The sequence below is a fragment of the Planococcus sp. TJ-301 genome, from assembly GCF_058268475.1.
The window spans coordinates 231122-252357 of sequence record NZ_JBZDOH010000002.1; the positions used below are offsets into that span (position 1 = coordinate 231122).

Here is a 21236-nt window from a genome sequence, read left to right on the forward strand (position 1 = left end):
GGAAAGTAACAACTCTAAGCGATTCTGGTTACAACAAAAAGGTACTTTGCATAAAATGCCGCTCGAAGGAAAATAGATTTCCTTGGAGCGGCATTTCTTTTTTGTGCTTTTATGTTTTCGAGAATGATCTTGCTTACAGCTAGGGTGTAGCTTATTTCGTATTGGTAAATCCGCCATCGATGCGGATGGTGTCGCCGTTGATGTACTGCGCTTTTGAAGTCAGCAGGAAAGCGACAAGTTCCGCGACTTCCTCCGGCGTACCTAGGCGTTTCTGGGGGATGCCGGCTTCAGCGCTTGCTTTCATGTCCGGATTGTCCTCGAAGAAGGTTTTGACCATCGGTGTTTCCGTCGGGCCCGGAGCAATAGCATTGACGCGCAGGCCGTCCTTGGCGTATTCCGCAACCAGGCTCTTTGTCATGCCGACGATTCCGTGCTTCGTAGCGCCATAAGTGACCACAGAAGCCTGGCCGATGACTCCGGCACTGGAAGCGGTATTGACGATCGAACCGCCGCCATTCTTCAGCATGGCTTCTGCCACATAGCGCAAGCCATAGAGAGCGCCAAGCAAGTTGATGCCGACAATCTGATCGATTTCCTGAATGTCTGTTTCTAAGAAGTTTTTTCCGCTGCCGGAAATGCCCGCATTATTGAAGAAATAATCGATCGAACCGAAATGCTCGAGTGTTTTGTCCACGTAGTTTTTCACTTCTTCAGCCTTAGAGACATCGGCTTTAATGAAGATGGCGTCCACGCCTTTTTCTTTCAGTTTCGCAACGGTTTCATTGCCGCCTTTTTCGCTGACATCGACAACGGAGATGTTGATGCCTTCGTCTGCGAGGCGCAAGGCTGCCGATTGCCCCAACCCACTGCCGCCGCCTGTAATGATCGCTGTTTTGCCCATATGATCTTCCTCCTCTAATTTAGGTGCTTCGTTAAAAATCTTTCTTTAATCGATTCCCGAAATTGGGAGGAGCTAATCAAGGAGCAGGGAATTGGTGTAACTATGCATTTTATAGATCCAAGCCAAGTAGAGGTTTAATTGCTAGGGTTTCTTCACTTTTCTTGACGCTGCGATTAGATCGGTGCTTTGAGGAAATAATACTCCTAGGAGCGCTATTTTATTTATATGTATCAATTGTTCGGTGCAATAACTATAAACATATGGTGTGATTTCCTCTTACATCCTACAATAAAAAGGAATTGACCAGCTGGAAGGATCAATTTTTGACCATTTTCATTTAAATATTTTTAAATGAAACTTTATCAGGGATAACTAAGTTGTGAAGGAAAATGAAATCTGTTAACTAAAAAATTTAAATTTAGGTACTTTTTCATATTTTGTGTTGTACAATAGAAGATATTAGTCTCATTCTAATGTTAATTATTTAATATATTTAAATTTTATGGTAAATATTTAACAATTAAATGCAGAATCAAACATCATGAAATAAGGGTGGGAAAGTGTATTTCTTTTTAAAAAAGTTAGCTTTATCAGGGTTTAATCTGAAAATTTTTAAAAAGTTCATCACTTGAACTGAACACTTGAAAAGGGTGAGTTGGTTTTGATGTATTCCTGATAGGTGGCTATATGCCAGATTTGTTATATTTCTTTAGATGATAGATCAACTTCTTTCTATCAATAAAAATAAAAAATTTGAATTTTAACTATTTCTGAACAGTAAAGTTTTATTTTTATACTAAAAAGAATCCGACTCTATGAAATAATGAAAAGACAGGCATTACTATTGAAAATCAGTTTTTAGGGAGATAAATGATTGGATAATAATCAGATTCAAGCATGGGTAAATACAATCGACGATTTTCTAATTTCAATTGACGTCAATGGAATAATCTTAAGAGTGAACCAGGCGTGGGTAGACTTTTGTGTTGAGCAGAATGTAAGAGAATCTTTATGGAAAGTAGGCTCGGATTATTTTAAGGAATTTGAAAAACTGGGGAAAGAACGTGAACTAAACGCGATAAAGCAAGTATTGGCCTACAAGAAGAAGGAACATAAACAAATATATCCGTTCGTTTTGGGGAATGGCGAAACTCAATGGCTTGAGGTAAAAGTCCGAAGAGTGGAATTCCCTTCAGGAAATTCGACTGAAGCTATTGTCTCCCATAAACCGATTACGCTTCATTCAATGGAACCGATTACAGCAGAAATCATTTTGGAAAGCATGACAGAGGGCTTTTGTTTATTAGATGATCAATTTCAATTGATTTATATAAATGATATTGCTGAAAAATTTCTTCAAAGCAAACGCGACTTGTTGATAGGACACCGGTTATTTGAAGATTTTCCAGAAGCGGTGGAAACCTACTTCCACTCCCATTACCAGCGCGCGCTGGAAGAACGAGTCGTAGTGGAGTTTGTCGATTATTACCAACCACTCGATACGTGGTTCAAGGTCAAGGCGTGTCCATTGAAGAAAGGCGGACTGGCGCTGTATTTACAAGATGTAAGTGAAGGGAAAAAGACAGAGGCCCAATTAGCGGAATCTGCCAACTATGATTATTTGACTGGGTTGCCGAACCGCAGATTAATTACTCAAATGGCCCGTTCGCTGCGAGAAGAGGGGACAAAGTTCACGGTTTTCCATCTCCATATTCATAATTTAAACTTTATCAACACCGTGCATTACTATGATGCTGGAGATATGATCATGAAAAAAGTGTCGGAAGAGCTAAAAGGGTTTGCTCATGAAAAATGCCACATTGCCCGCATGGATGGAAACGAGTTTATCATTTTGAAAGAAACTAGCTTGAAGGAAAGACTAACCCCTTTTGCTGAACAAATTGAAGGGATTTTCCATAAGCCGGTCCTTCTGGAAACCGGACAAAAGATTCAAGTCTGTGTCAACATCGGCATTGCTTGTTATCCTTTTGATGGAAAAACAATGGAAGAAGTATATTCTTATGCTGAAATGGCCATGCACGAAGCAAAATCGATTCGCGGTTCCTGCCATGCTTTCTTCCGTCCACGCATGAAGACCGCGCATGAACGTAAAGCAGTCATTATAGAAGGGCTAGCTGGAGATTTTAAAAAAAACGGGTTTTATTATACGATGCAGCCACAAATCAATGGGGATTCTGGAAAGCTCATAGGCGTGGAAGTTCTTTCGCGTTGGGCTCATCCAAACCTCGGTGAAATCTCACCATTCGAATTCATCCAGGTGGCAGAGGAGACCGGGGACATTGTTCCGCTGACTTTTCATCTACTCACAGAAGTCTTTACTCAATTGAAGAGTTGGGAAAAAAGATATGAGTGGAAAATTCGGGCTGCCATCAATATGACGCCTTCTCTTATCAGTAATACGGACTTTTTTGACCAGTTCTTTGTTTTGATGAAAGACTATGAAATCGATCCGAAGCAGATTGAGATTGAAATTACGGAGCAGGCAGAACTGACCTATTCGCCCAAAACATTGGAAAATTTGCTTCTATGCAAATCAAAGGGCATGTCGATTGCCATCGATGACTTCGGTACTGGCTTTTCCATGATTTCCTACTTAACCCATTTTCCAATCACTAAAATTAAAATAGATAAGTCGTTCGTTCAAAAGATTGGCCAAGACTCGAAATCCGAAGCCGTCTTGAAATCCTTGATTCACTTAGCGAAAAGCATCGAATGTGAATTGGTGGCGGAAGGAGTCGAACGGGAGGTAGAAGCAGAATTCCTTCAGGCAAATGGCTGCAGCGTTTATCAAGGTTATTTATATGATAAGCCTTTAAAAGTTGAAGACTTGGAAAGAAAGTACTTAGAGCTTGGACAAAAATCTTTAGTGATGTCTCAAGCGTTGAACGACTAGAACAATATTTGGAAAGCAGTTTTAAGAAAGGAACTTGACCCTTGCAAAAAATGAGTATACTCCCTTATCAAATGGTGATGATGGAAGCAATAAAAGACATGATATTTATCGTTAGCTATTCAAGTGATTCCACTTTTAAATATGAGTTCTTCAACCAGGCAGTTTTTGAAAAAACCCATATGCGCCAAAATGATTGGGGAAAAACATTTCAGGAATTACATGAACCTCAACTCGCCAGCTTTTTGGAACAGCAGTATAGTCAAGCCTTCCATAAGAGAGAAAAAGTGGTTTTTGAAGATTCCTTTATTTCTGCATCAGGAGAGCCCAACTATTCAAAGACGACCTTGACACCACTGTACGATGAAACTGGAGAATGTATCTTTATCATTGGATTGGTTGAAGATATAACCAATATACGGATGGCGCGACTGGAGAATGAAGAAGCATGGGAACGGCTCCAAGAAAGCCGTTCTCGCTATCGTTCGTTATATGAAAATAATTCTGATGCAATTTTCTCCCTCGATTTAGAAGGGCGAATTTTAACCGGGAATTCTGCTGTTGAAAAAGTGACGGGTTATTCCTTGAATGAGTTAATTGGATCGAGGTTCGATGGATATATTGACCAAAAAGAAGATGGATTATTCGCTGCGGATTTCAAGCTAGCTATGGCAGGGGATTCAAAAGATTTCCGCGCCAAATTTACAGGGAAATCGGGCCATTTAATTGGGATTTTGATTCATTTCGCACCGATCGAAGTGAAAAACAAAGTTGTAGGTTTTTATGCAACAATGAAAGACATGAGAAACTCAGATAAATTGTTCAGTCAGTACGCAGAAAGTGAAAGTCGTTTCCGAATTATTGCAGAAAATGCGCAAGATGCGATTGTTTTAATGGATCATGATGGAAAAACACTTTATGTCTCCCCATCGAGCAAAAGAATAGCTGGTTTCGAACCTACAGAACAAATGGAGAGTTCGCCTTTTCATAACGTTCATCCAGATGATATTCTGCAATTAAGAAAATCCTTCTCGCGGGCAATTGTTAAAGCGCAATCTTATAAATTAGAAGTGCGGCTAAAACATAAAACAAACGGCTGGATCTGGACAGAAGTGCAAGGGACGCCTATATTCGATAAGGATCAGAATTTCGTCCACATGTTGACAATTACGCGTGACATCACGCTACAAAAAGAGAATGAAAGCCAGTTGCATTTTTATGCCTACCACGACTCATTAACCGGCCTGCCAAATCGCAGATTTTTAACAGAATGTCTTCAAGAAATCATCCATCAAGGGACGGAATCTGATGATAAAGTGACCGTGATTATACTTGATATTGATTATTTTAAAGACATCAATGACCAGTTTGGACATGAAATGGGCGATGCTGTTATTGCAGAATTTGGCAAACGCTTACAAGAAAACATCACAGGACAAGATGTGGCAGCACGTCTGGGCGGCGATGAATTTGTTCTTCTATTGCCACGTATTAAAACGGAAGAGCAAGCAAGAAACATTGCCCGAAAAATTCAAGAAGCTATTGAGATGCCATGGCTAATCGATGCTGTTTCTCTTGCCGTCACCACCAGCATGGGAGTTGCTTTGGCATCAACGGCAGGTGCTACGGTATCCTCCATATTGAAACGGGCTGATATTGCTATGTATGAATCGAAAAAAGCAGGACGCAGCACGTATAGTTTTCACTGTTTGTAATGGCTAGTATAGGCAGTAATATCGTTATAAAACGCCGCTCTAAGGGGATTTAAGTTCCTAGGAGCGGCGTTTTTTATTCATGTCTTTGAATCGTTTGGGTACCTGGGAAGGGCATTTTAAGTTAACACTTGTTAATGTATTAAAATGGAAAAGTATCTATATTTAGGTGTCTTTATATGCTACTATTTACTTAATAAAAGAACTAGTAAAAAGTGCGCATGATTACTAAGGAAATCAAAGGGCATGTTGCCGAATGTAAGATTTGGGAAAGTCTAGATGTACAATGAAGATTTTGGACAGTTCTTTGTTTGATGTGAAGTCTCCGGAGGATATAAGATCTAAGGTTTTTGAAGGATTTAAAGGAATGACATTTACAACCGAAAATTAAATTTGAATTACATTCGTTTATGGGAGTTTATATAACAATACGAAATTAAAAAGGAGAATCATTATGTTAAATAATTCATTGAAAAAAGAAGCAATAGAAAAATTGAAAAACTCAATAGTTAGTTACGAAAAATCTACAAAAAAATTACAAAACAAAGCAATAAGCCTCCACAACACTCGTTCTTATGGAGTCGAAGTTATTAATAAGATAGAAGAATACATTAACACGTTAGCAAATACCCCAAAGGAATTTGAGAAAACAATTGAAGAAGTTCAATTCAATTTATCAAGCTTTAAAACACTCAGTGAAATTTCATATGATGAAAAAGAAATGATTAAATTGGCAGGCGGAGGTACTGCAGTAGGAGTAGCGGCAGGAGTAGCTACTGCTGCAATTGCTCCAACAGCAGCTATGGCAATTGCAACAACTTTTGGAGTAGCTTCCACAGGTACAGCTATTTCTACTTTATCGGGGGTGGCGGCTACTAATGCTGCATTGGCTTGGTTAGGTGGAGGTGTTCTTGCGGCAGGTGGTGGAGGTGTGGCTGGGGGCGGCGCATTATTAGCGTTAGCTGGTCCTATCGGTTGGGGAATTGGTGCTGCGAGCCTTGCAGCGGGTGGATTTTTGGCCACTAAAAAAAATAAAGAGGTTGCTATTAAAGCTGACAAAGAACGTATTGAAGTTATAAAGGCATCAAAAATTCTGAAGGCAACGTCTACAGAAATAACAAAGTTAAATGCTTCCACTGAAACATTGGCTACTAATATTGAGCAAACTTTAATCACTTTTGTAAGCAATACAAGAAGAGTGAAATCTTACACTGAATTTTCACCGGAAGAAAAAAATCTATTAAGAGCTTTATTAAACAATACTGAAAGTCTTTCAGCGATGTTCAAACAGGAAATTGGGAAGTAGATGGCTACGAATGTCTGGCAAAGTCAAATTAATGCGGCCGGTGTGGGTGGATTCAATCAGTGGAAAGAAGCTACTATAAATAATCGATTGGATCAGGTGATAAAGGAAAAAATAAAAGAACAAAATCTGCAAAATGAAAACTTTGAAAATGCTTTAGAGCATTTGATGAAAATGCGTCGATTTTTATCAAATCCACAAAATATTCTTGGATCAGAACAAACAAAACATGGTGAAGTAGCAGAGCACTTAGAAGTAAATGTGAGGAATGCGCGGGCCGCTTTAAATGGGCAAAGTGGAGTCGCAACTTTTGAAGGGGTGGGCCGAACTGCTCCTGAAGATTTCATTTTAGAAGGAATTAAATATCAATCGAAATTTATCAATGGTACAAACAACGCGCTCAAGCACATACTTAATCACTACAATAAATATGAAGATGGAACGATGAATTATTCAATACCGAAAGATCAGTATGAAGTTATTGAAGCAATAAGAGCTGGGAACCCGCCTAATTACTTAAGTGATAAATTTATTCGGAATCTTCTTCAAAAAGTAGAGGAGATAGAGAATCGGACAGATAGAAGTTTCCAAGATTTAGTTCGGCCTTCGATATCAAACTACGATGAAGTACAACTTGGTGTAGTCGGAAAAACGGTCTCGAACTATCAAAATAAAATTATAGATGAAAATCAAAACATTCAAGATGGAATTCTTAAAGAATCAAAAAGAAAAGAAAAGCTACTTGAAGCAAAAAGAGGCGCTTCGATTGGTGAAGGAGTTAAAATTGCGGGTTCGGCAGCTGCTATTGCTGCTTCTTTAAATACTATAACCGTCATATATGGGAAAGTTAAGGAAGGAAAAAAGATTCAGAATTTCAATGAAGATGACTGGAAGGAAATCGGTTTAAGTTCGGCTAAAGCTGGTGCAAAAGGGGGTGTGACTGCTGGGAGCATTTATGCTTTGACAAACCTGACATCTTTATCGGCACCATTTGCAGGTGCTGTAGTAAGTGCCGCTATGGGACTAGCATCATTAAGTGCAGATTTAAAGGAAGAACGAATTTCTATGGATGAGTTTGTTACAGAAGGACAGATTCTTTGTATTGAAGCAGGAATTGCAGCTACTGGCGGAGCAATCGGGCAGATGTTGATCCCTGTTCCATTATTAGGTTCTATTATTGGAACGGTGACAGCGAATTTTGTTTGGGGATTTGCAAAAGATAAAATTGGAACTAGAGAACAAGAATTAAAAGAAATACTTAATGAATATACAAATTCGCTCCTAGCTGAAGTAAATCAAGCATACCAAGAAATCATTGCTAAAATAAATGCAACTTACGATTACTACAACTCTCTTATTGAAGCAGCCTTTGACATTCAGGCTAACTCAGATGTCCTAGCTGCAGCTTCTGTAAATTTGGCAGTAGCATTAGGTGTAGATAACTCGAAAATTTTAAGAACTGATGCTGATTTAGACTCGTTTTTCTTAGAATAATAAGAATGAAGTGAAAGGTGGTTTACTGTGGCAAACAAGAAGAAGAAAGACAATTTATCGGAGCTGCTGACAGGGGTTTTGGTTCTTAGCACCGCAATAACTTATATTTACACCCAATCCATTGAAGCGACAATTGGCGTATTTGCAATAGTTTTTATTGGATTGTTTGCTCTTGTGAAGACATTTCAGCACAAAAAGCAGAAGAGAATTAGCGATTCGGGCATATTGCAAGTGGATGCAATGTCGGGGGCGGAGTTCGAAGAATATTTGCGTCTGCGGTACAAAGCTGAAGGTTATGCCGTTCAAAAAACACCCTATACTGGCGATTATGGAGCGGATCTTATTCTGGAAAAAGATCAGCAAAAGATTGCCGTCCAGGCAAAGCGCTATAAAAGCAATGTCGGGATCAAAGCAGTGCAGGAAATTTCCGCAGCGAAACTGCATTATGGAGCTGACGAAGCGTGGGTCGTCACAAACAGCTTTTTCACAAAGGCGGCTGCGGAGCTGGCACGGAGCAATAAAGTGAAACTGGTTAACCGTGATGAATTGGTGGAGATTTTATTGGCGAAGAAAGTTGGTTGAACTAAGACGTCACTAAAATACTTGATGTTAAAATTCTTAAGCTAGAAGTGTGAAGTGCATTCTTGAAAAGAGAATAACAATAATTATTGGGAGGGTAAAGATGAAAATCACAATGGCTATGAGTAAGGAAGCATATAAAACAGCAAAAAAAGTATACTCTGGACAAATAACAAGAAGCGAAGGGAAAATCGAAATTAATCGATTATCAGGTATGACCGAAGGATCTGCTCAAGCTTTCATTACAATATTCTTAGCTATGATGGATGGAGAAGAATATAAGCGGGCATTTAATAACGGCACAAATAAGTTTTTGCTTGAAAGTATTCGAAAAGACTTCGGAGAACGTTATTATCTAAATGCTTTGAATGCTGTCCAAAAGCATATAAATTATTATGCAACTTTAGGAAAAGGAAATTTGTCCGGACTTCAGAGTATCATTGACGAAATGAAATCGTCATTCTAAGTTTAAAATAAGGAATGTTCAAATCGTGTTTACTGCTGCTAAACAAGGATAGATATAATTAAAAGATCTTTCTATGCAAGGAGGCCAATCATGAACATCGGGATCATCGGTACAGGCAATATCGCGGCGTATTTGCTGGAACAGATAAACGCCAACCACATGGCCAATGGAAAAATCACAGCCGTTTTCGGGCGCAACCAGGAAGTCGGGAAGCATTTGAGTGAACAGTTCAAAGTCGATTTCTACACGGACATTCGCTCATTCTTGGAATTGCCGATCGATATTGTCGTAGAGGCAGCGACTGTGGAAGCGGCTGGCCTCTATGTGAAAGATGTGGTCGCACATAAGAAAGACCTCGTCGTCAGCAGCATCGGCGTCTTCAAAGATGTCGCTTTTTTGGATGAAGTCAAAGCTTTGGCGGAGTCACACGGCACGCACATTTTCCTGCCGTCCGGTGCCATTGGTGGATTGGACGTCTTGCAATCGGCGAAAGCGGCGGGTGGCTTGAAGCGGGTGCAAATCACGACACGGAAATCACCCCAATCGCTCGGAGTTGAATCGGATGAAGAAAAGGTGATATTCGAAGGCTCAGCATATGAAGCCGTCGAAAAATTCCCGAAGAATGTCAATGTTGCATTGGTGCTCGCGATCGCTGGGATCGGGGTCGAGAAAACAAAAGTGCGCGTAATCGTCGATCCGGCTATTGAACGGAATACTCATACCATTGAAGCGGAAGGGGATTTCGGGAAGATGCAGCTGCAAGTCCAAAACAATCCGATGCCGAATAACCCGAAGACGAGCCTGCTCGCTGCATTGAGTATCCTCGCTGTGCTGCAGAACAAAGACCATGCGCTGCGCATTGGAAACTAAAAACATAAAATTAACCGCCACTCCGTATTCGGAATGGCGGTTATTTCATTATTTGTATTGGTTTTTGACTAAATCGAGCAAGCCGGTTTTATTCAAATACGGCTCTGGCGCAAGGAACGTCACGGTCACGACGCCCGGCAGGCGGCCGATTTCAATCGCGCCGGTGATCGTCGAGCGGTTCATGATTTCCGGAATTGAGACGCCGAAAAGTTCAGCAGCGCGGGCAAGGCCATTTTCAGTGGCGTCATTCAAAGTCGGACCGGAGCCGATAAAGGACACCGGATACGATTCCTCAATCTTGGCGACGTTCCAATTGTCGGCAATTTGCTGAGCCGATTGGCGTTCTTCTGCGGTGAACGGTTTCGCCGTGTAGGGAAGATCCTCAACGTTCGGCAGCAAGATCGGCCCTTTGAGATTCATGCCTTTAATGACATGGACTTGAAGATGGGCGATGCCTGAAACGTCTGTTGTATGCCCTGCGATTTCACCGTCGCCTTGCATGGCGTGCATATCGCCGAGATAAATGCCGCCTCCGGGAACTTTAACCGGGCAGATCAAGACAGCGCCGGCGCGGACCCGGTTGACGTCCAAATGGCCGTCCGTTCGGTGTGTTTCTAATTGTTCCTGCGTGCTCGTATATTCATGGGTCGCGCCGACCAAGAAAGAACCGAAATCGCCAGCATTGTGGGAGTCGGGCGTTGGACGTGATGGCATCGTGCCAAGTTGCCCGAGGAACGGGCGCATGCGTGCCATCGTGCCGACCAGGTCATGCGGTGCAAATGTCACCACCGGATTTTGGACAGACGCTTCAGGAGTGTTCATGTAAAACCGTCCAGCTTCCGCAATCGTTTCTGCTGCTCCTTGCGGTAAAGTCAGGCCGACATCGCCTTTTTCGCCGAAGAACATCGAATAGCCATTTGTGAAGATGAAAGGAGTGGCGTCCGCTCCGCAGTTCGCACAGCGGATGGCTTCCATGCCGATGCCTTTGATGACGGTTTCTGGATTTTTCGTGCCACATTCCGAACATTTCGCTGCGACATAGCCATCGCCGTCTGCGCGGTCTTCGATCATTTGGTCGTTGCCGGATGCTGTTGCTTGGGAAGTGACCGTAATGGACTGGATCCGGATGGCGATCGCATCTCCCGGTTCAGCGCCTTCGACGTAAACCGGCTTTGTCACTTCGTGGCCGCCTTTGATGCTTGGCGTAATCATCGGTCCCCAACAGCCAGGCGCCGTATTCGCGATAATGTAGCCGCCGTCTTTTACCGGCCCCAACATCTCTTTATTCGGATCCAAAATGCCATCTACGAAATGGTTGACGAATAATGTTTCAGTTGCCGTTTTGTTCACAATATTCCTCCTCAAGGTTTAAGTTTTCAGACTAATTAAATTATATCGCTTGGAACGGCCATTAACAATTGTGTTGCTCCCCAGGCAATGTTCATCTTTCTTAAGAGGGATGCTTTTATTTGTGAAAAGTATTTAGTAGGTCGAAGTATTTAGTGCATTCTGTATCTATTGGTATAAGAATGAGCAGTAAAAATAATCCATTTTATTACTAAAGGACTGAATATTCTAAAAATATTTACTATTATTTCTTTTATTGTTAAGCTGTTTTCGAGCCAAGTAAATAATCTTACGCGAGAGGAGACGAAACGACGCTGAAAAGTGGAAGGTACCAAATGCGAATAAAAATTAAAAGGAGTGGGTGTTTTTGAAAAGAAGATGGGCAAGTACAGTAGGGGTTTTAGGGTTGTGTACAGCATTGGCAATGCCGGTTTATGCGGTCGAAAACAATACGAAAACGGCAGAACATCATCACGACAACGCGATTTCCGGATTTATCGATTACCAGGAGCTGCAAAAAAGCTTGAAGCAAATCGAAGCCAACAGCAAAGGAGTCGTGCAAGTGGGGGTAGCGGGACAGTCGCATGAAGGCTTAGATATCTACACGGCGAGAGTCGGCACCGGGGACAAGGTTCTTCTGGTGCAAAGTGAAATCCATGGCAACGAAAAAACAGGCACGGTCGCGATTCTTAATCTATTAAAGACTTTATCCAATAACTCAAAAGAGTCCCAAAAGATCCGCGAAGAAGTGACGGTCGTCTTCATGCCGATGATGAACCCGGATGCTTCGGAAGCGGACAAGCGCCGCAACAGCCTGACTTGGAACGAAGTGGTTGAAAGCTACCCGCAATTGTCTGGCGCAACGCCTTCTTGGAACTACCTGGACCGCGGCATCAGCCAAAGCTACGATTACGGTGCAAATCCTGGATTTGACGTAAACCGTGACTTTAATCCGGATCTAGATTATGTGCCAGAAGCGCAAGACTTCCCGGGAGCTTCGGATGAGCCGGGCTGGTTCATTACTCCGGAAGCGCAAACTTCCCGCGATGTCTATAAATCGCTGCAGGACGAATTCGGCAATGTGGACGTCTTTGTCGACTTGCACCACCAAGGCTTGTACTATGTCGATGGCACAAACGATCCTGTAACATTGTCGTTATCGGCTCAGTTCGTACCGGATCCAAGCACACCTGAAGGAGTGGATTATGCCGAGTATGCCGACACTTACAATTACGATTTCTCGCGGCAATTGAACTTGTTGGCATATAACGAACTTCAGTCTTACGGCGAGTCGAAATTCACCAACATCTCGCTTTATTCGCAAGGGCTAGACCTTCCTGGGACAGCACTTGGCAGCTACGCCTTGAACGGCAGCGGCACGGTCCTGTTTGAAGTAAGAGGGCAAACGCAGAGCCTAGGGCAAAAAGAAAAAGGGCAATTGGTCAAATCGGTTGAACGCGGCCTTTCTGGAATCATCGAAGGCGTCTCAGACGGTTCGGTCGAAGAATTGGATCCGGAAGCCTATGAAGACATCCCGCTTACAGCTTACCGTCCAGCGTTTTAATCACGTATCAAGTCATTATAGAAGAAACACAAATAGAACAAAGCGGATTGCATCCCCCTGCAATCCGCTTTGTTCTATGTTATGCATTTTTTTTGTTGTCGATCTCCGTATCCAAGTTTTGCTTCATGTAATCCTTGCCCCATTCGTACATCGAGTCCAGAATCGGGATCAGGCTGCGCCCTTGGTCGGTCAAGGAATATTCCACTTTCGGCGGGACGACCGGATAGACTTCGCGGTGAACGATCAAATGCTCTTCGAGTTCCCGCAATTGCGTCACGAGCATGCGCTGGGTGATGCCCGGCATCAAGTTTTTTAATTCGCCAAAACGTTTGGTGCCTTCTTTGCCCAAATGCCAGAGGATCAGCATCTTCCACTTTCCGCCAATGATTGAAAGGGTCAGTTCTTTCTCGCAATTAAAGCTTTTTTCTCCTAGATTGGGCATATTCTTCGCTTCCTTCCTTCGGATCGAGAATGAATTTATCAATCGCATGGCGCACACCTTCGTCGTTGTTTGTGAGAGACGTGTAATCCGCAATGTCTTTCACTGCCTGGACAGCGTTGCCCATGGCGATGCCGAAGCCGGCCTGTTTCAGCAATTCGGAGTCGTTGTGGTTATCGCCGATGCCGATGATTTCTGACCGGTCGATGCCAAGCGCATTCGCCAAGAATAACAAGGCGCTTCCTTTATTCGCTTCCGGATGTGTCACTTCCAGGTAGGTCTTTTTTGATTTCGTGATATAGGCAAAGTCGCCGAACAATGCCTGTAATTCTTTTTGCAGGGGATCAAGGACATGAGGTTCATCAATAAAGAGCAATTTCGTAAAGCCTTTTTGCGCAAGCCCGATCAAGTCCGGTTCAATCGCATACGGTACCTGGACCGCATCCGCATAAGCCACCAACCTTTTCGTTTCCGTCGCTCCGTATAAAATGTCGTCTTGATAGACTTGCAGGTGGATGTTTCTCTCGAATGCAATCTCGATTAACTTCTGTGATATGTCAGCGGAAACAACTCGCTCATACAACACTTCTGTTGCATCCACAGATTTGATCATCGCCCCTTGATAGGTAATGAGCGGGGCATCAATCCCTAGTTGCTGCGCGATGAGTTTCGCGGAAGAAAACATTCTCCCTGTGGCAATGGTGACCACGGTTCCCATCCCAATCGCTTGTTGAATGGCTGTTACAGTATCAGGTGAAATCGTCAGCTCGTCTGTCAGCAGCGTGCCGTCCAAGTCGATCGCAATCATTTTATACATGGGTTTCTCTCCTTGAAAATCTTTTTTCAGAACTTGTTTTAGCAATACAAACACTTTTGCATGTCAGGCATCCGGCTGTCCAGTGAAGCGGACTAAAATACCCGATAAATAAAATAAGCCTAAGCCTCTGTCGATTCAGGCTCAGGCTTATTCGCTTTTATTCTAAATTGGCGTGCCTGCCGTACATCGTGTCAGACTCTAGCCCTTTTTTCTCCATGAATTTCAAGATCAAAGCATCATAGAAAAGAAGGAGCGATTGCTCGAACAGCGAACCCATCGGCTGGATGGACTTGCCGCTGGCACCGTCTGCTTTTGCTTGTGCAGGGATTAGAAGCCGGATGTCTGCGAGCCGGCCAATCGTAGATTCAGAATTGGTCGTAACAGCTACGATCAACGCCCCGATTTTCTTGGCTTTCTCCGTCATCGCTGCCAGGCTTTGGGTCTCACCGGAACCGGAGCCAACAATGAAGAGATCATCCGCCTCCAAATTCGGCGTCACCGTTTCGCCCACAACATATGCATCAAGGCCCATGTGCATCATGCGCATGACGAATGCTTTTGCCATAAAGCCGGAGCGGCCGCCGCCAGCCACAAATATTTTCTTAGCCTGCAGCATGCCCGACACCAGTTTTTCAGCTTCCTTGTTATCTATTGATGTGAGGGTCCTTTTGAGTTCGGCCAGTATTTCATCTGCGAAGCCTGTCGTGTTCATGTTACGCGGTCACGCTTTCTTTCATCAGCTTCTGGATTTTCTCAGCTTCTGCGCCTTTGTCATCTTTGCTTGTGATGCCGCCGCCGACAATGATCAAGTCAGGCTGTGCTTTGATGACTTCTGGCAATGTGTCCAGCTTGATGCCGCCAGCAATCGCAGTGCGTGCGTTTTTCACGACGCTTTTGATGGTGCGCAAGTCTTCGAACGAATCTTTGCCTTCTGCCTGCAAATCGTATCCGGTGTGGACGCAAATATAATCAGCGCCAAGCAGATCAAGTTCTGCAGCACGCGTTTTAATGTCTTTAACCGCAATCATGTCGACCAGGATTTTCTTGCCTTGTTTTTTGGCTTCTTCGACTGCGCCTTTGATCGATGAATCTTCCGCTTGTCCAAGGATCGTGACGATGTCTGCACCTGCTGCAACAGCATTTGATACTTCATAAGCTGCAGCATCCATGATTTTCACATCTGCAAGAACTTCCAGGTTCGGGAAGGCTTCTTTAATGGCCGAAACAGCTTTCAACCCTTCTTTATTGATAACCGGCGTACCGATTTCAACGATATCGATAAATGCCTCTACTTCTTTCACCAATTCGATGGCTTGTGGAATGTCTACTAAGTCTAATGCTAATTGTAATTTCATATAGGTGTATCTCCTCGGTTGCTTATTTTGGCTCAGGCTCAGTGTAAGTCCTGCTATCTCTTTTGTGAAGTACGCACTTTAAAATCACATACTGACAAAAAGTATACTGTCAGTATTCTTGCGGGGTGAATCTGGATTCGCGTCCCCTCGTACGGCAGCTTTCAATTTTAAACTCCCATTGCAGAGAAAAACGAACGCCTCCAATGAAATCCATCGATTCCAATAGGGCGTTCGTTTATTAAAACCAATTTTGAATAGCGATAAGTGAGCGTCCACCCGGAGCAATCGTGACTAAAACCAACATTATGAGCCGACTCAACAATCCGTGTGTCTTTTGCTTATTCGAAAATCTTGCCGGGGTTCAGAATGTTGTCCGGATCGAGCAGCTGCTTTATGTTTTTGAAAAGCACGAGTGCTGCGCCGTGTTCGGCTTCCTGGAATTTTCGTTTGCCGAGGCCGACGCCGTGTTCGCCGGTACACGTGCCGCCAAGTTCGATTGCGCGGAATGCCAGCTGGTCATTGATGCCGAAGGCGATTTTTTTTTGGACGGCGGATTTCGGGTCATAGACGATGAGGGAGTGGAAATTACCGTCGCCGATGTGTCCAAGCAGGCCGCCTTCCAAACCGCTTGCTTCGATCAATACCCTCGCATAGTCGAGCAGCTCCGGCAATTTAGAGATCGGTACACAGACATCTCCACCGGTGACGGCGAGACCATGCTGATGGCGATAGGCATAGGCCATTTCGTGGCGAGCTTTCCAGATGGCTGCGCGTTCCTTGGCGTCGGCTGCGACGTGCCAATTCTGCGCTCCTTGGTCCACCAGAAGTTCTTCGGCCAGTCGGGCGTCTTCGATTGCGGATTGGGTAAGGCCGGCGAATTCAAAGAATAAGGAGTGTTTTTCAGGAAGTGCATATCCGCCGTATTCATTCACTTTTTTGATGCTCGGGGCATCGACGAATTCCATGCGCTGGACCGGAATGCCTGACAACAGCACGCTATTCGCAGCTTCTGCGCATTCCCGCGGCGTATCGAATGTGCAGGAAGCGGCAATGGTATGTTCTGGTATCGCATAAAGTTTTAAGGTGATTTCCGTAATGATTCCGAGTGTTCCTTCAGAGCCGGTGAAAAGACCGCCTACCGAATAGCCAGAAGAAGATTTTTTCGCTTTCGTCCCAGTGTGGATGACGCTACCGTCAGCGAGTACGACTTCCATGTCCAAGATCTGGTCGCGCATGACGCCGTAACGGACCGCGGTCGTCCCGCTCGCATTTGTCGCCGCCATGCCGCCGATAGAAGCATCCGCACCGGGATCGACCGGGAATTGCAAACCGTGCCGGTTGATGCGCTCGTTTAAAGCCAATCGAGTGATGCCGGGCTGCACAGTGATGAGCAAGTCTTCCGGTGCAAAAAGCAGCACTTGGTTCATCCGTTCGAAGTTTAGGGAAATGCCTCCTTTGACCGGGATGGCTTGGCCTTCAAGACCTGACCCGGCGCCAAAAGCAGTGACCGGAATTTTATAATCTCCGGCTATTTTCAAAATCGCCACAATGTCCCGAGTGCTTTCCGGAAAGCACACAAGTTCCGGTTCTACTGGGGAATGGTCGGATTCATCATGGCTATGGCGATAGCGTTCGCCTGCGCTTGTGGATAGTTGGTCTGCGGATAGGCGACTTGTTAATATCTTGATCCAATCAGTAAGCATTTCGGCAGTCATTCAATCAGCTCCTTCTTAATTTATACAAGGATATACAAGCTCTTTGGATTTGTCAGTGAGGTGATTACTATAAAGTATAGGAGTTTCAAGGGGGGGATGTAAATAAGGAACTATTCATTTATTCTGAAAATTCATGTTTACAAATAAAAATGATTATTCTATACTTTCTGTATACAGTATACACTGTGTAAGTTTTGGATCGGAAGGGAGGAATTATGAGAAAAATCGTCAAGCAGCCAACCCTGGCTGAACAAGCATATGAAGCCATCAAAAAAATGATCATTACCGGCGAACTGAAGCCGGGGGAAGAACTGCCGGAAGAAAAGCTGGCAGCAAAACTTGGCATTAGCCGAACGCCGCTTCGCGAGGCGTTGAAAAGACTGGCTGTTGATGCGCTTATCGAGTTGAGGAAAACAAAACCGGCGCTGGTTGCAAAGTTTACTCGCCAAGATGTCAAAGAAACAATGGAGCTTCGCAGATTGCTCGAAGTTTATGGGATTGAACGGTTGTCGAAAGCAGATCAACAGCATGTCTTAAAGGAACTGCGCTATGCCCATGACCGGCAATGGGAAGCGATTCAAGCGCATGATTTTGTCGGGTTCATGGATTGGGATCAATGGTTTCATGATCAGTTTTATGAATGTCATCCGAACAAGCGCTTGCGCGAATTGATCCATGCAGTGAACACAGGAGGCAGCCGGGCGTTCTTGCTGTTATCCGAAAAAGTTCTTGATAGTGCAGTGAAGGCCCACAAAGAACACGGCGCTATCATTGAAGCATTGGAACAAGGCAATTTGGAAGAAACGAAAAGACAATTAGCTGTCCACCTCGAAAATGTCGAGAGTCGGCTGCTAAAATACTTCTCACAGGAGGAACTATGAAAAAACTCTCAGGATTAATTTTACTTATGTTGGTTTTGATTCTTGCAGCATGCGGCAGACCGGACGAAGGCGGCTCATCTGGCGGGGAAGGCGAAGATGGTGAGAAATATACGATTCGCATCGCCCACTTAGTGCCAGAGGAGCAATCGTCTCATGTAGCGGCGTTGGATTTTAAAGAAAAGCTGGAATCCGAGTCGGATGGACGGATTACAGTGGAATTGTATCCGAACGGCCAGCTTTACGGCTCTGACCGCGAAGCGATCGAAGCGGTGCAGCTCGGCAATGTTGAAATGACGATTCCAGCGGTTGCTGCGATGGCTTCCTTCAATGAAAAATTCCAAGTGTTCGATTTGCCGTTCTTGTTCAACAATAACGAAGCGGCATATAAAGCGCTGGATGGTGAATTGGGGCAGGAACTGATGGCGGATCTGGAAAATAACGACTTGAAAGGCCTTGTTTTCGGGGAAAATGGTTTCCGCCATGTGTCCAATAACGAAGGGCCGATCGAAACACCGGCAGACATGAAAGGCTTGAAGATGCGTACGCTCGAAAGCCCGCTTCATACTGATACATTCAATGCTTTTGGCGCGAACGCATCGCCATTTGCATTCGGCGAATTGTACACAGCTTTGCAGCAAGGAACGTACGATGCAATGGATTGCCCAATCTCACTTTATTACACGAATAAATTCTACGAAGTTCAGGATTACCTGACATTGACAGGCCATGTTTATGCAGCGACAGCTCTTCTCATGAACAATGATTACTATAATAACTTGCCGGAAGATTTGCAGGTATTGCTGACAGAAGCATCCGAAGAATTCCGCGAACAGCAGCGTGAACTGGCACAACAGCAAGATACCGAGTTCATGGAGAAGCTGAAAGAAGAAGGCATGCAAATCAACGACTTGACGGATGAGCAGCGTGACGCATTCCGTGAAGCAGCTGCACCGGTTTATGAAAAATACGAAGGACAGATTGGGGCAGACCTGATCGACCGTGCACTAGAGGCGAATAACTGAGTGAAGACAGATGAAAAATCAAGGATGAGATTCCTTGATTTTTCTTTTTAGAAAGGAAGAAACCGATGATTAAAAAATTTGGGAAAGCAGAAGAAGCGTTTCTGGTATTGACGCTCGTTGCGATGGTTGCACTTATATTCGGGCAAGTTGTCGGCAGGTACGTATTTTCCAATGCGCCGAGCTGGACAGAAGAACTGGCACGTTATATCCATATTTTCCAAGTGTGGATCGGTGCGAGCTATGCTGTAAAGCTGCGTGAGCATATCCGCGTGGAAGCCTTCATCACGCGTTTTCACGGAGTGCCGAGAAAAATCCTGGAAACCGTGTCCCTATTGATTTGGTTTACAATGGCATTATTTTTGGCTTATTTCGGCACGGAATTGGTCTTGCAAAGCTTAACCAATGGTCAAGTTACTCCTGCTATGCAATTGCCAATGTGGATTCCGTTTCTTGCGATCCCACTGGGCGGCATTGGGATGTGTCTGCGTTTAATCGCCCAATTGCGCAGAATTTGGCGCGGTGATTACGAAATGCATAAAGACGGGGGTGTGCAAGCATGACGATTGCCCTGTTATTCGGTACTTTATTTGTTTGTATATTCATCGGTGTTCCGATTGCAATCGCTTTAGGGGTTTCGGCTCTGACCGCCATTTATTTCGGCACGACCATGCCGCTGAGCATCATTACACAAAAAGCGTTTACATCACTCGATTCATTTCCACTCCTCGCGATTCCGTTTTTCATGCTCGCAGGGGTGCTGATGGGGAAAGGCGGCGTATCGAAGCGGCTGCTTAATCTGGCATCGGCGATGGTCGGCTGGATGACGGGCGGCCTCAGTATGGTGACGATCGTCGCTTGTATGTTCTTCGCCGCCATTTCCGGTTCTGGGCCTGCGACAGTTGCGGCAATCGGCGGATTTATGATTCCTGCGATGATTGCCCGCAATTACAGCGGTGCCTTTGCATCTGCTGTTGCGGCATCTGCAGGCTCAATCGGCGTAATAATTCCGCCGAGCATTCCGTTTGTTTTGTATGGCGTTATCGGCAGCGTTTCCGTCGGCAGCATGTTTTTAGCCGGGATTTTGCCGGGCCTTCTTGTCGGATTCGCACTTATGGTGACGGCTTACCTGATTTCGAAAAAACGCGGCTATAAGCCAACCCCGGAAGAACAAGTTACGTTTCGTTTTAAAGATGTCGCAAAAGCATTCTGGGATGCGAAATGGGCGCTGCTCATTCCGGTCATCATTCTGGGCGGCATTTATGGGGGTGTGTTCTCGCCGACAGAAGCAGCGGTGGTTGCGGTCGTTTATGCCATCATTGTCGGGAAATTCGTTTACAAAGAACTATCCTGGAAAGGTTTGTATGAATGTTTCCGGGTAACGATAGTCATTAACGCAACGACGATGATCATTATCGGCTTGTCGGTCTCATTTGCTTATTTCATGACGATTCAACAGATTCCGGGCGAAATTTCCGATTATTTGACGGCATTGTCGACCAATCCATTCGTTATTTTGCTCGCAATTAATATATTATTGCTCGTAGTCGGCATGTTTATCGATACGATATCTGCACTAGTTGTTCTGACGCCAATTTTGCTGCCGATTGTCACAGAAGTCGGCGTCGATCCGGTCCATTTCGGCGTCGTCCTCGTCGCGAACTTGGCGATCGGTTTTGTCACACCGCCGCTTGGTGTAAATTTGTTCGTCGCCTCAAGTGTCGGGGGTGTAAAATTCGAACGGATCGCTTATGCGGTGCTGCCGTTCTTGTTCGCGATGATCATTTGCTTGCTCGTCATTACATTCGTTCCACAGCTTTCTCTCTGGTTGCCAGGGCTGTACGAATAAGGGCTATTCTTTGA

The 21236-nt window shown here is 44.4% G+C and carries 19 protein-coding genes; 12 read left to right on the plus strand and 7 right to left on the minus strand.

From position 1 onward, the window contains the following. Positions 1 to 151: 151 nt before the first annotated feature. Positions 152 to 901: an SDR family NAD(P)-dependent oxidoreductase gene (locus AC4EHJ_RS11980; protein WP_490975856.1), complete on the minus strand. Its 750-nt coding sequence runs from the start codon at positions 899 to 901 to the stop codon at positions 152 to 154. Between the two features lie 874 nt (positions 902 to 1775). Here AC4EHJ_RS11980 and AC4EHJ_RS11985 point away from each other — a divergent pair. From AC4EHJ_RS11985 to nadX, 7 genes are all read left to right on the plus strand, one after another. Continuing rightward, on the plus strand, positions 1776 to 3815 hold the full coding sequence (locus tag AC4EHJ_RS11985; RefSeq protein ID WP_490975857.1) for a sensor domain-containing protein: 2040 nt from the start codon (positions 1776 to 1778) through the stop codon (positions 3813 to 3815). A 50-nt stretch (positions 3816 to 3865) separates the two neighbouring features. Further along, complete coding sequence (locus AC4EHJ_RS11990) at positions 3866 to 5527, plus strand: diguanylate cyclase domain-containing protein (protein WP_490976020.1); 1662 nt, start codon at positions 3866 to 3868, stop codon at positions 5525 to 5527. Between the two features lie 451 nt (positions 5528 to 5978). Next, positions 5979 to 6830 carry a hypothetical protein gene (locus AC4EHJ_RS11995; protein WP_490975858.1) on the plus strand — a complete coding sequence of 284 codons (852 nt, stop codon included), beginning with the start codon at positions 5979 to 5981 and terminating at the stop codon, positions 6828 to 6830. Further along, complete coding sequence (locus tag AC4EHJ_RS12000) at positions 6831 to 8321, plus strand: hypothetical protein (protein ID WP_490975859.1); 1491 nt, start codon at positions 6831 to 6833, stop codon at positions 8319 to 8321. A 27-nt stretch (positions 8322 to 8348) separates the two neighbouring features. Continuing rightward, positions 8349 to 8903, plus strand: a complete 555-nt coding sequence (locus AC4EHJ_RS12005) for a restriction endonuclease (protein WP_490975860.1) — start codon at positions 8349 to 8351, stop codon at positions 8901 to 8903. Between the two features lie 100 nt (positions 8904 to 9003). Further along, a complete protein-coding gene (locus tag AC4EHJ_RS12010) occupies positions 9004 to 9366 on the plus strand; it encodes a hypothetical protein (RefSeq protein WP_490975861.1) in 363 nt (120 codons plus the stop codon). 90 nt (positions 9367 to 9456) lie between these two features. After that, complete coding sequence (gene nadX / locus AC4EHJ_RS12015) at positions 9457 to 10236, plus strand: aspartate dehydrogenase (protein WP_490975862.1); 780 nt, start codon at positions 9457 to 9459, stop codon at positions 10234 to 10236. A 48-nt stretch (positions 10237 to 10284) separates the two neighbouring features. On the opposite strand, the gene AC4EHJ_RS12020 is transcribed toward nadX, so the two are convergent. Further along, positions 10285 to 11586 (minus strand): acetamidase/formamidase family protein, encoded by a 1302-nt coding sequence (locus AC4EHJ_RS12020; protein WP_490975863.1) that lies wholly within the window; start codon positions 11584 to 11586, stop codon positions 10285 to 10287. Positions 11587 to 11950: 364 nt separating this feature from the next. Between AC4EHJ_RS12020 and AC4EHJ_RS12025 the strand changes: the two genes are divergently transcribed. Further along, the gene (locus tag AC4EHJ_RS12025) at positions 11951 to 13147 is read left to right on the plus strand and encodes a M14 family zinc carboxypeptidase (protein WP_490975864.1); all 1197 of its coding nucleotides are present in this window, start codon (positions 11951 to 11953) and stop codon (positions 13145 to 13147) included. A gap of 79 nt (positions 13148 to 13226) precedes the next feature. On the opposite strand, the gene AC4EHJ_RS12030 is transcribed toward AC4EHJ_RS12025, so the two are convergent. From AC4EHJ_RS12030 to AC4EHJ_RS12050, 5 genes are all read right to left on the minus strand, one after another. After that, entirely contained in the window at positions 13227 to 13589 is a 363-nt protein-coding gene (locus AC4EHJ_RS12030) for a winged helix-turn-helix transcriptional regulator (RefSeq protein ID WP_490975865.1), read from the minus strand. After that, positions 13561 to 14403 carry a Cof-type HAD-IIB family hydrolase gene (locus AC4EHJ_RS12035; protein ID WP_490975866.1) on the minus strand — a complete coding sequence of 281 codons (843 nt, stop codon included), beginning with the start codon at positions 14401 to 14403 and terminating at the stop codon, positions 13561 to 13563. The genes AC4EHJ_RS12030 and AC4EHJ_RS12035 overlap by 29 nt, the downstream gene beginning before the upstream one ends. Positions 14404 to 14560: 157 nt before the next feature. Next, the gene (gene hxlB / locus AC4EHJ_RS12040) at positions 14561 to 15115 is read right to left on the minus strand and encodes a 6-phospho-3-hexuloisomerase (protein ID WP_490975867.1); all 555 of its coding nucleotides are present in this window, start codon (positions 15113 to 15115) and stop codon (positions 14561 to 14563) included. 1 nt (position 15116) lies between these two features. Continuing rightward, positions 15117 to 15758 (minus strand): 3-hexulose-6-phosphate synthase, encoded by a 642-nt coding sequence (gene hxlA / locus AC4EHJ_RS12045; RefSeq protein WP_490975868.1) that lies wholly within the window; start codon positions 15756 to 15758, stop codon positions 15117 to 15119. A 338-nt stretch (positions 15759 to 16096) separates the two neighbouring features. Next, positions 16097 to 17473 (minus strand): FAD-binding oxidoreductase, encoded by a 1377-nt coding sequence (locus AC4EHJ_RS12050; protein WP_490975869.1) that lies wholly within the window; start codon positions 17471 to 17473, stop codon positions 16097 to 16099. 215 nt (positions 17474 to 17688) lie between these two features. Here AC4EHJ_RS12050 and AC4EHJ_RS12055 point away from each other — a divergent pair, with 215 nt between their 5' ends. From AC4EHJ_RS12055 to AC4EHJ_RS12070, 4 genes are all read left to right on the plus strand, one after another. Beyond that, a complete protein-coding gene (locus AC4EHJ_RS12055; RefSeq protein ID WP_490975870.1) occupies positions 17689 to 18354 on the plus strand; it encodes a GntR family transcriptional regulator in 666 nt (221 codons plus the stop codon). Further along, a complete protein-coding gene (locus AC4EHJ_RS12060; protein WP_490975871.1) occupies positions 18351 to 19376 on the plus strand; it encodes a TRAP transporter substrate-binding protein in 1026 nt (341 codons plus the stop codon). Before AC4EHJ_RS12055 ends, AC4EHJ_RS12060 begins: the two co-directional genes overlap by 4 nt. Before the next feature lie 65 nt (positions 19377 to 19441). Next, positions 19442 to 19936 carry a TRAP transporter small permease gene (locus AC4EHJ_RS12065; RefSeq protein WP_490975872.1) on the plus strand — a complete coding sequence of 165 codons (495 nt, stop codon included), beginning with the start codon at positions 19442 to 19444 and terminating at the stop codon, positions 19934 to 19936. Next, positions 19933 to 21222: a TRAP transporter large permease gene (locus AC4EHJ_RS12070; RefSeq protein ID WP_490975873.1), complete on the plus strand. Its 1290-nt coding sequence runs from the start codon at positions 19933 to 19935 to the stop codon at positions 21220 to 21222. Before AC4EHJ_RS12065 ends, AC4EHJ_RS12070 begins: the two co-directional genes overlap by 4 nt. The last annotated feature ends 14 nt before the right edge of the window (positions 21223 to 21236 follow it).

What these genes read in the sequence shown, in the direction of transcription:
- AC4EHJ_RS12050 (WP_490975869.1), bottom strand. Translation starts at nt 17,473, where the DNA reads ATGACTGCCGAAATGCTTACTGATTGGATCAAGATATTAACAAGTCGC.
- AC4EHJ_RS12065 (WP_490975872.1), top strand. Translation starts at nt 19,442, where the DNA reads ATGATTAAAAAATTTGGGAAAGCAGAAGAAGCGTTTCTGGTATTGACG.
- AC4EHJ_RS12010 (WP_490975861.1), top strand. Translation starts at nt 9,004, where the DNA reads ATGAAAATCACAATGGCTATGAGTAAGGAAGCATATAAAACAGCAAAA.
- AC4EHJ_RS12000 (WP_490975859.1), top strand. Translation starts at nt 6,831, where the DNA reads ATGGCTACGAATGTCTGGCAAAGTCAAATTAATGCGGCCGGTGTGGGT.
- AC4EHJ_RS12030 (WP_490975865.1), bottom strand. Translation starts at nt 13,589, where the DNA reads ATGCCCAATCTAGGAGAAAAAAGCTTTAATTGCGAGAAAGAACTGACC.
- hxlB (WP_490975867.1), bottom strand. Translation starts at nt 15,115, where the DNA reads ATGAACACGACAGGCTTCGCAGATGAAATACTGGCCGAACTCAAAAGG.
- AC4EHJ_RS12035 (WP_490975866.1), bottom strand. Translation starts at nt 14,403, where the DNA reads ATGTATAAAATGATTGCGATCGACTTGGACGGCACGCTGCTGACAGAC.
- AC4EHJ_RS12070 (WP_490975873.1), top strand. Translation starts at nt 19,933, where the DNA reads ATGACGATTGCCCTGTTATTCGGTACTTTATTTGTTTGTATATTCATC.
- AC4EHJ_RS12060 (WP_490975871.1), top strand. Translation starts at nt 18,351, where the DNA reads ATGAAAAAACTCTCAGGATTAATTTTACTTATGTTGGTTTTGATTCTT.
- AC4EHJ_RS11990 (WP_490976020.1), top strand. Translation starts at nt 3,866, where the DNA reads ATGAGTATACTCCCTTATCAAATGGTGATGATGGAAGCAATAAAAGAC.
- nadX (WP_490975862.1), top strand. Translation starts at nt 9,457, where the DNA reads ATGAACATCGGGATCATCGGTACAGGCAATATCGCGGCGTATTTGCTG.
- hxlA (WP_490975868.1), bottom strand. Translation starts at nt 15,758, where the DNA reads ATGAAATTACAATTAGCATTAGACTTAGTAGACATTCCACAAGCCATC.
- AC4EHJ_RS11980 (WP_490975856.1), bottom strand. Translation starts at nt 901, where the DNA reads ATGGGCAAAACAGCGATCATTACAGGCGGCGGCAGTGGGTTGGGGCAA.
- AC4EHJ_RS11995 (WP_490975858.1), top strand. Translation starts at nt 5,979, where the DNA reads ATGTTAAATAATTCATTGAAAAAAGAAGCAATAGAAAAATTGAAAAAC.
- AC4EHJ_RS12055 (WP_490975870.1), top strand. Translation starts at nt 17,689, where the DNA reads ATGAGAAAAATCGTCAAGCAGCCAACCCTGGCTGAACAAGCATATGAA.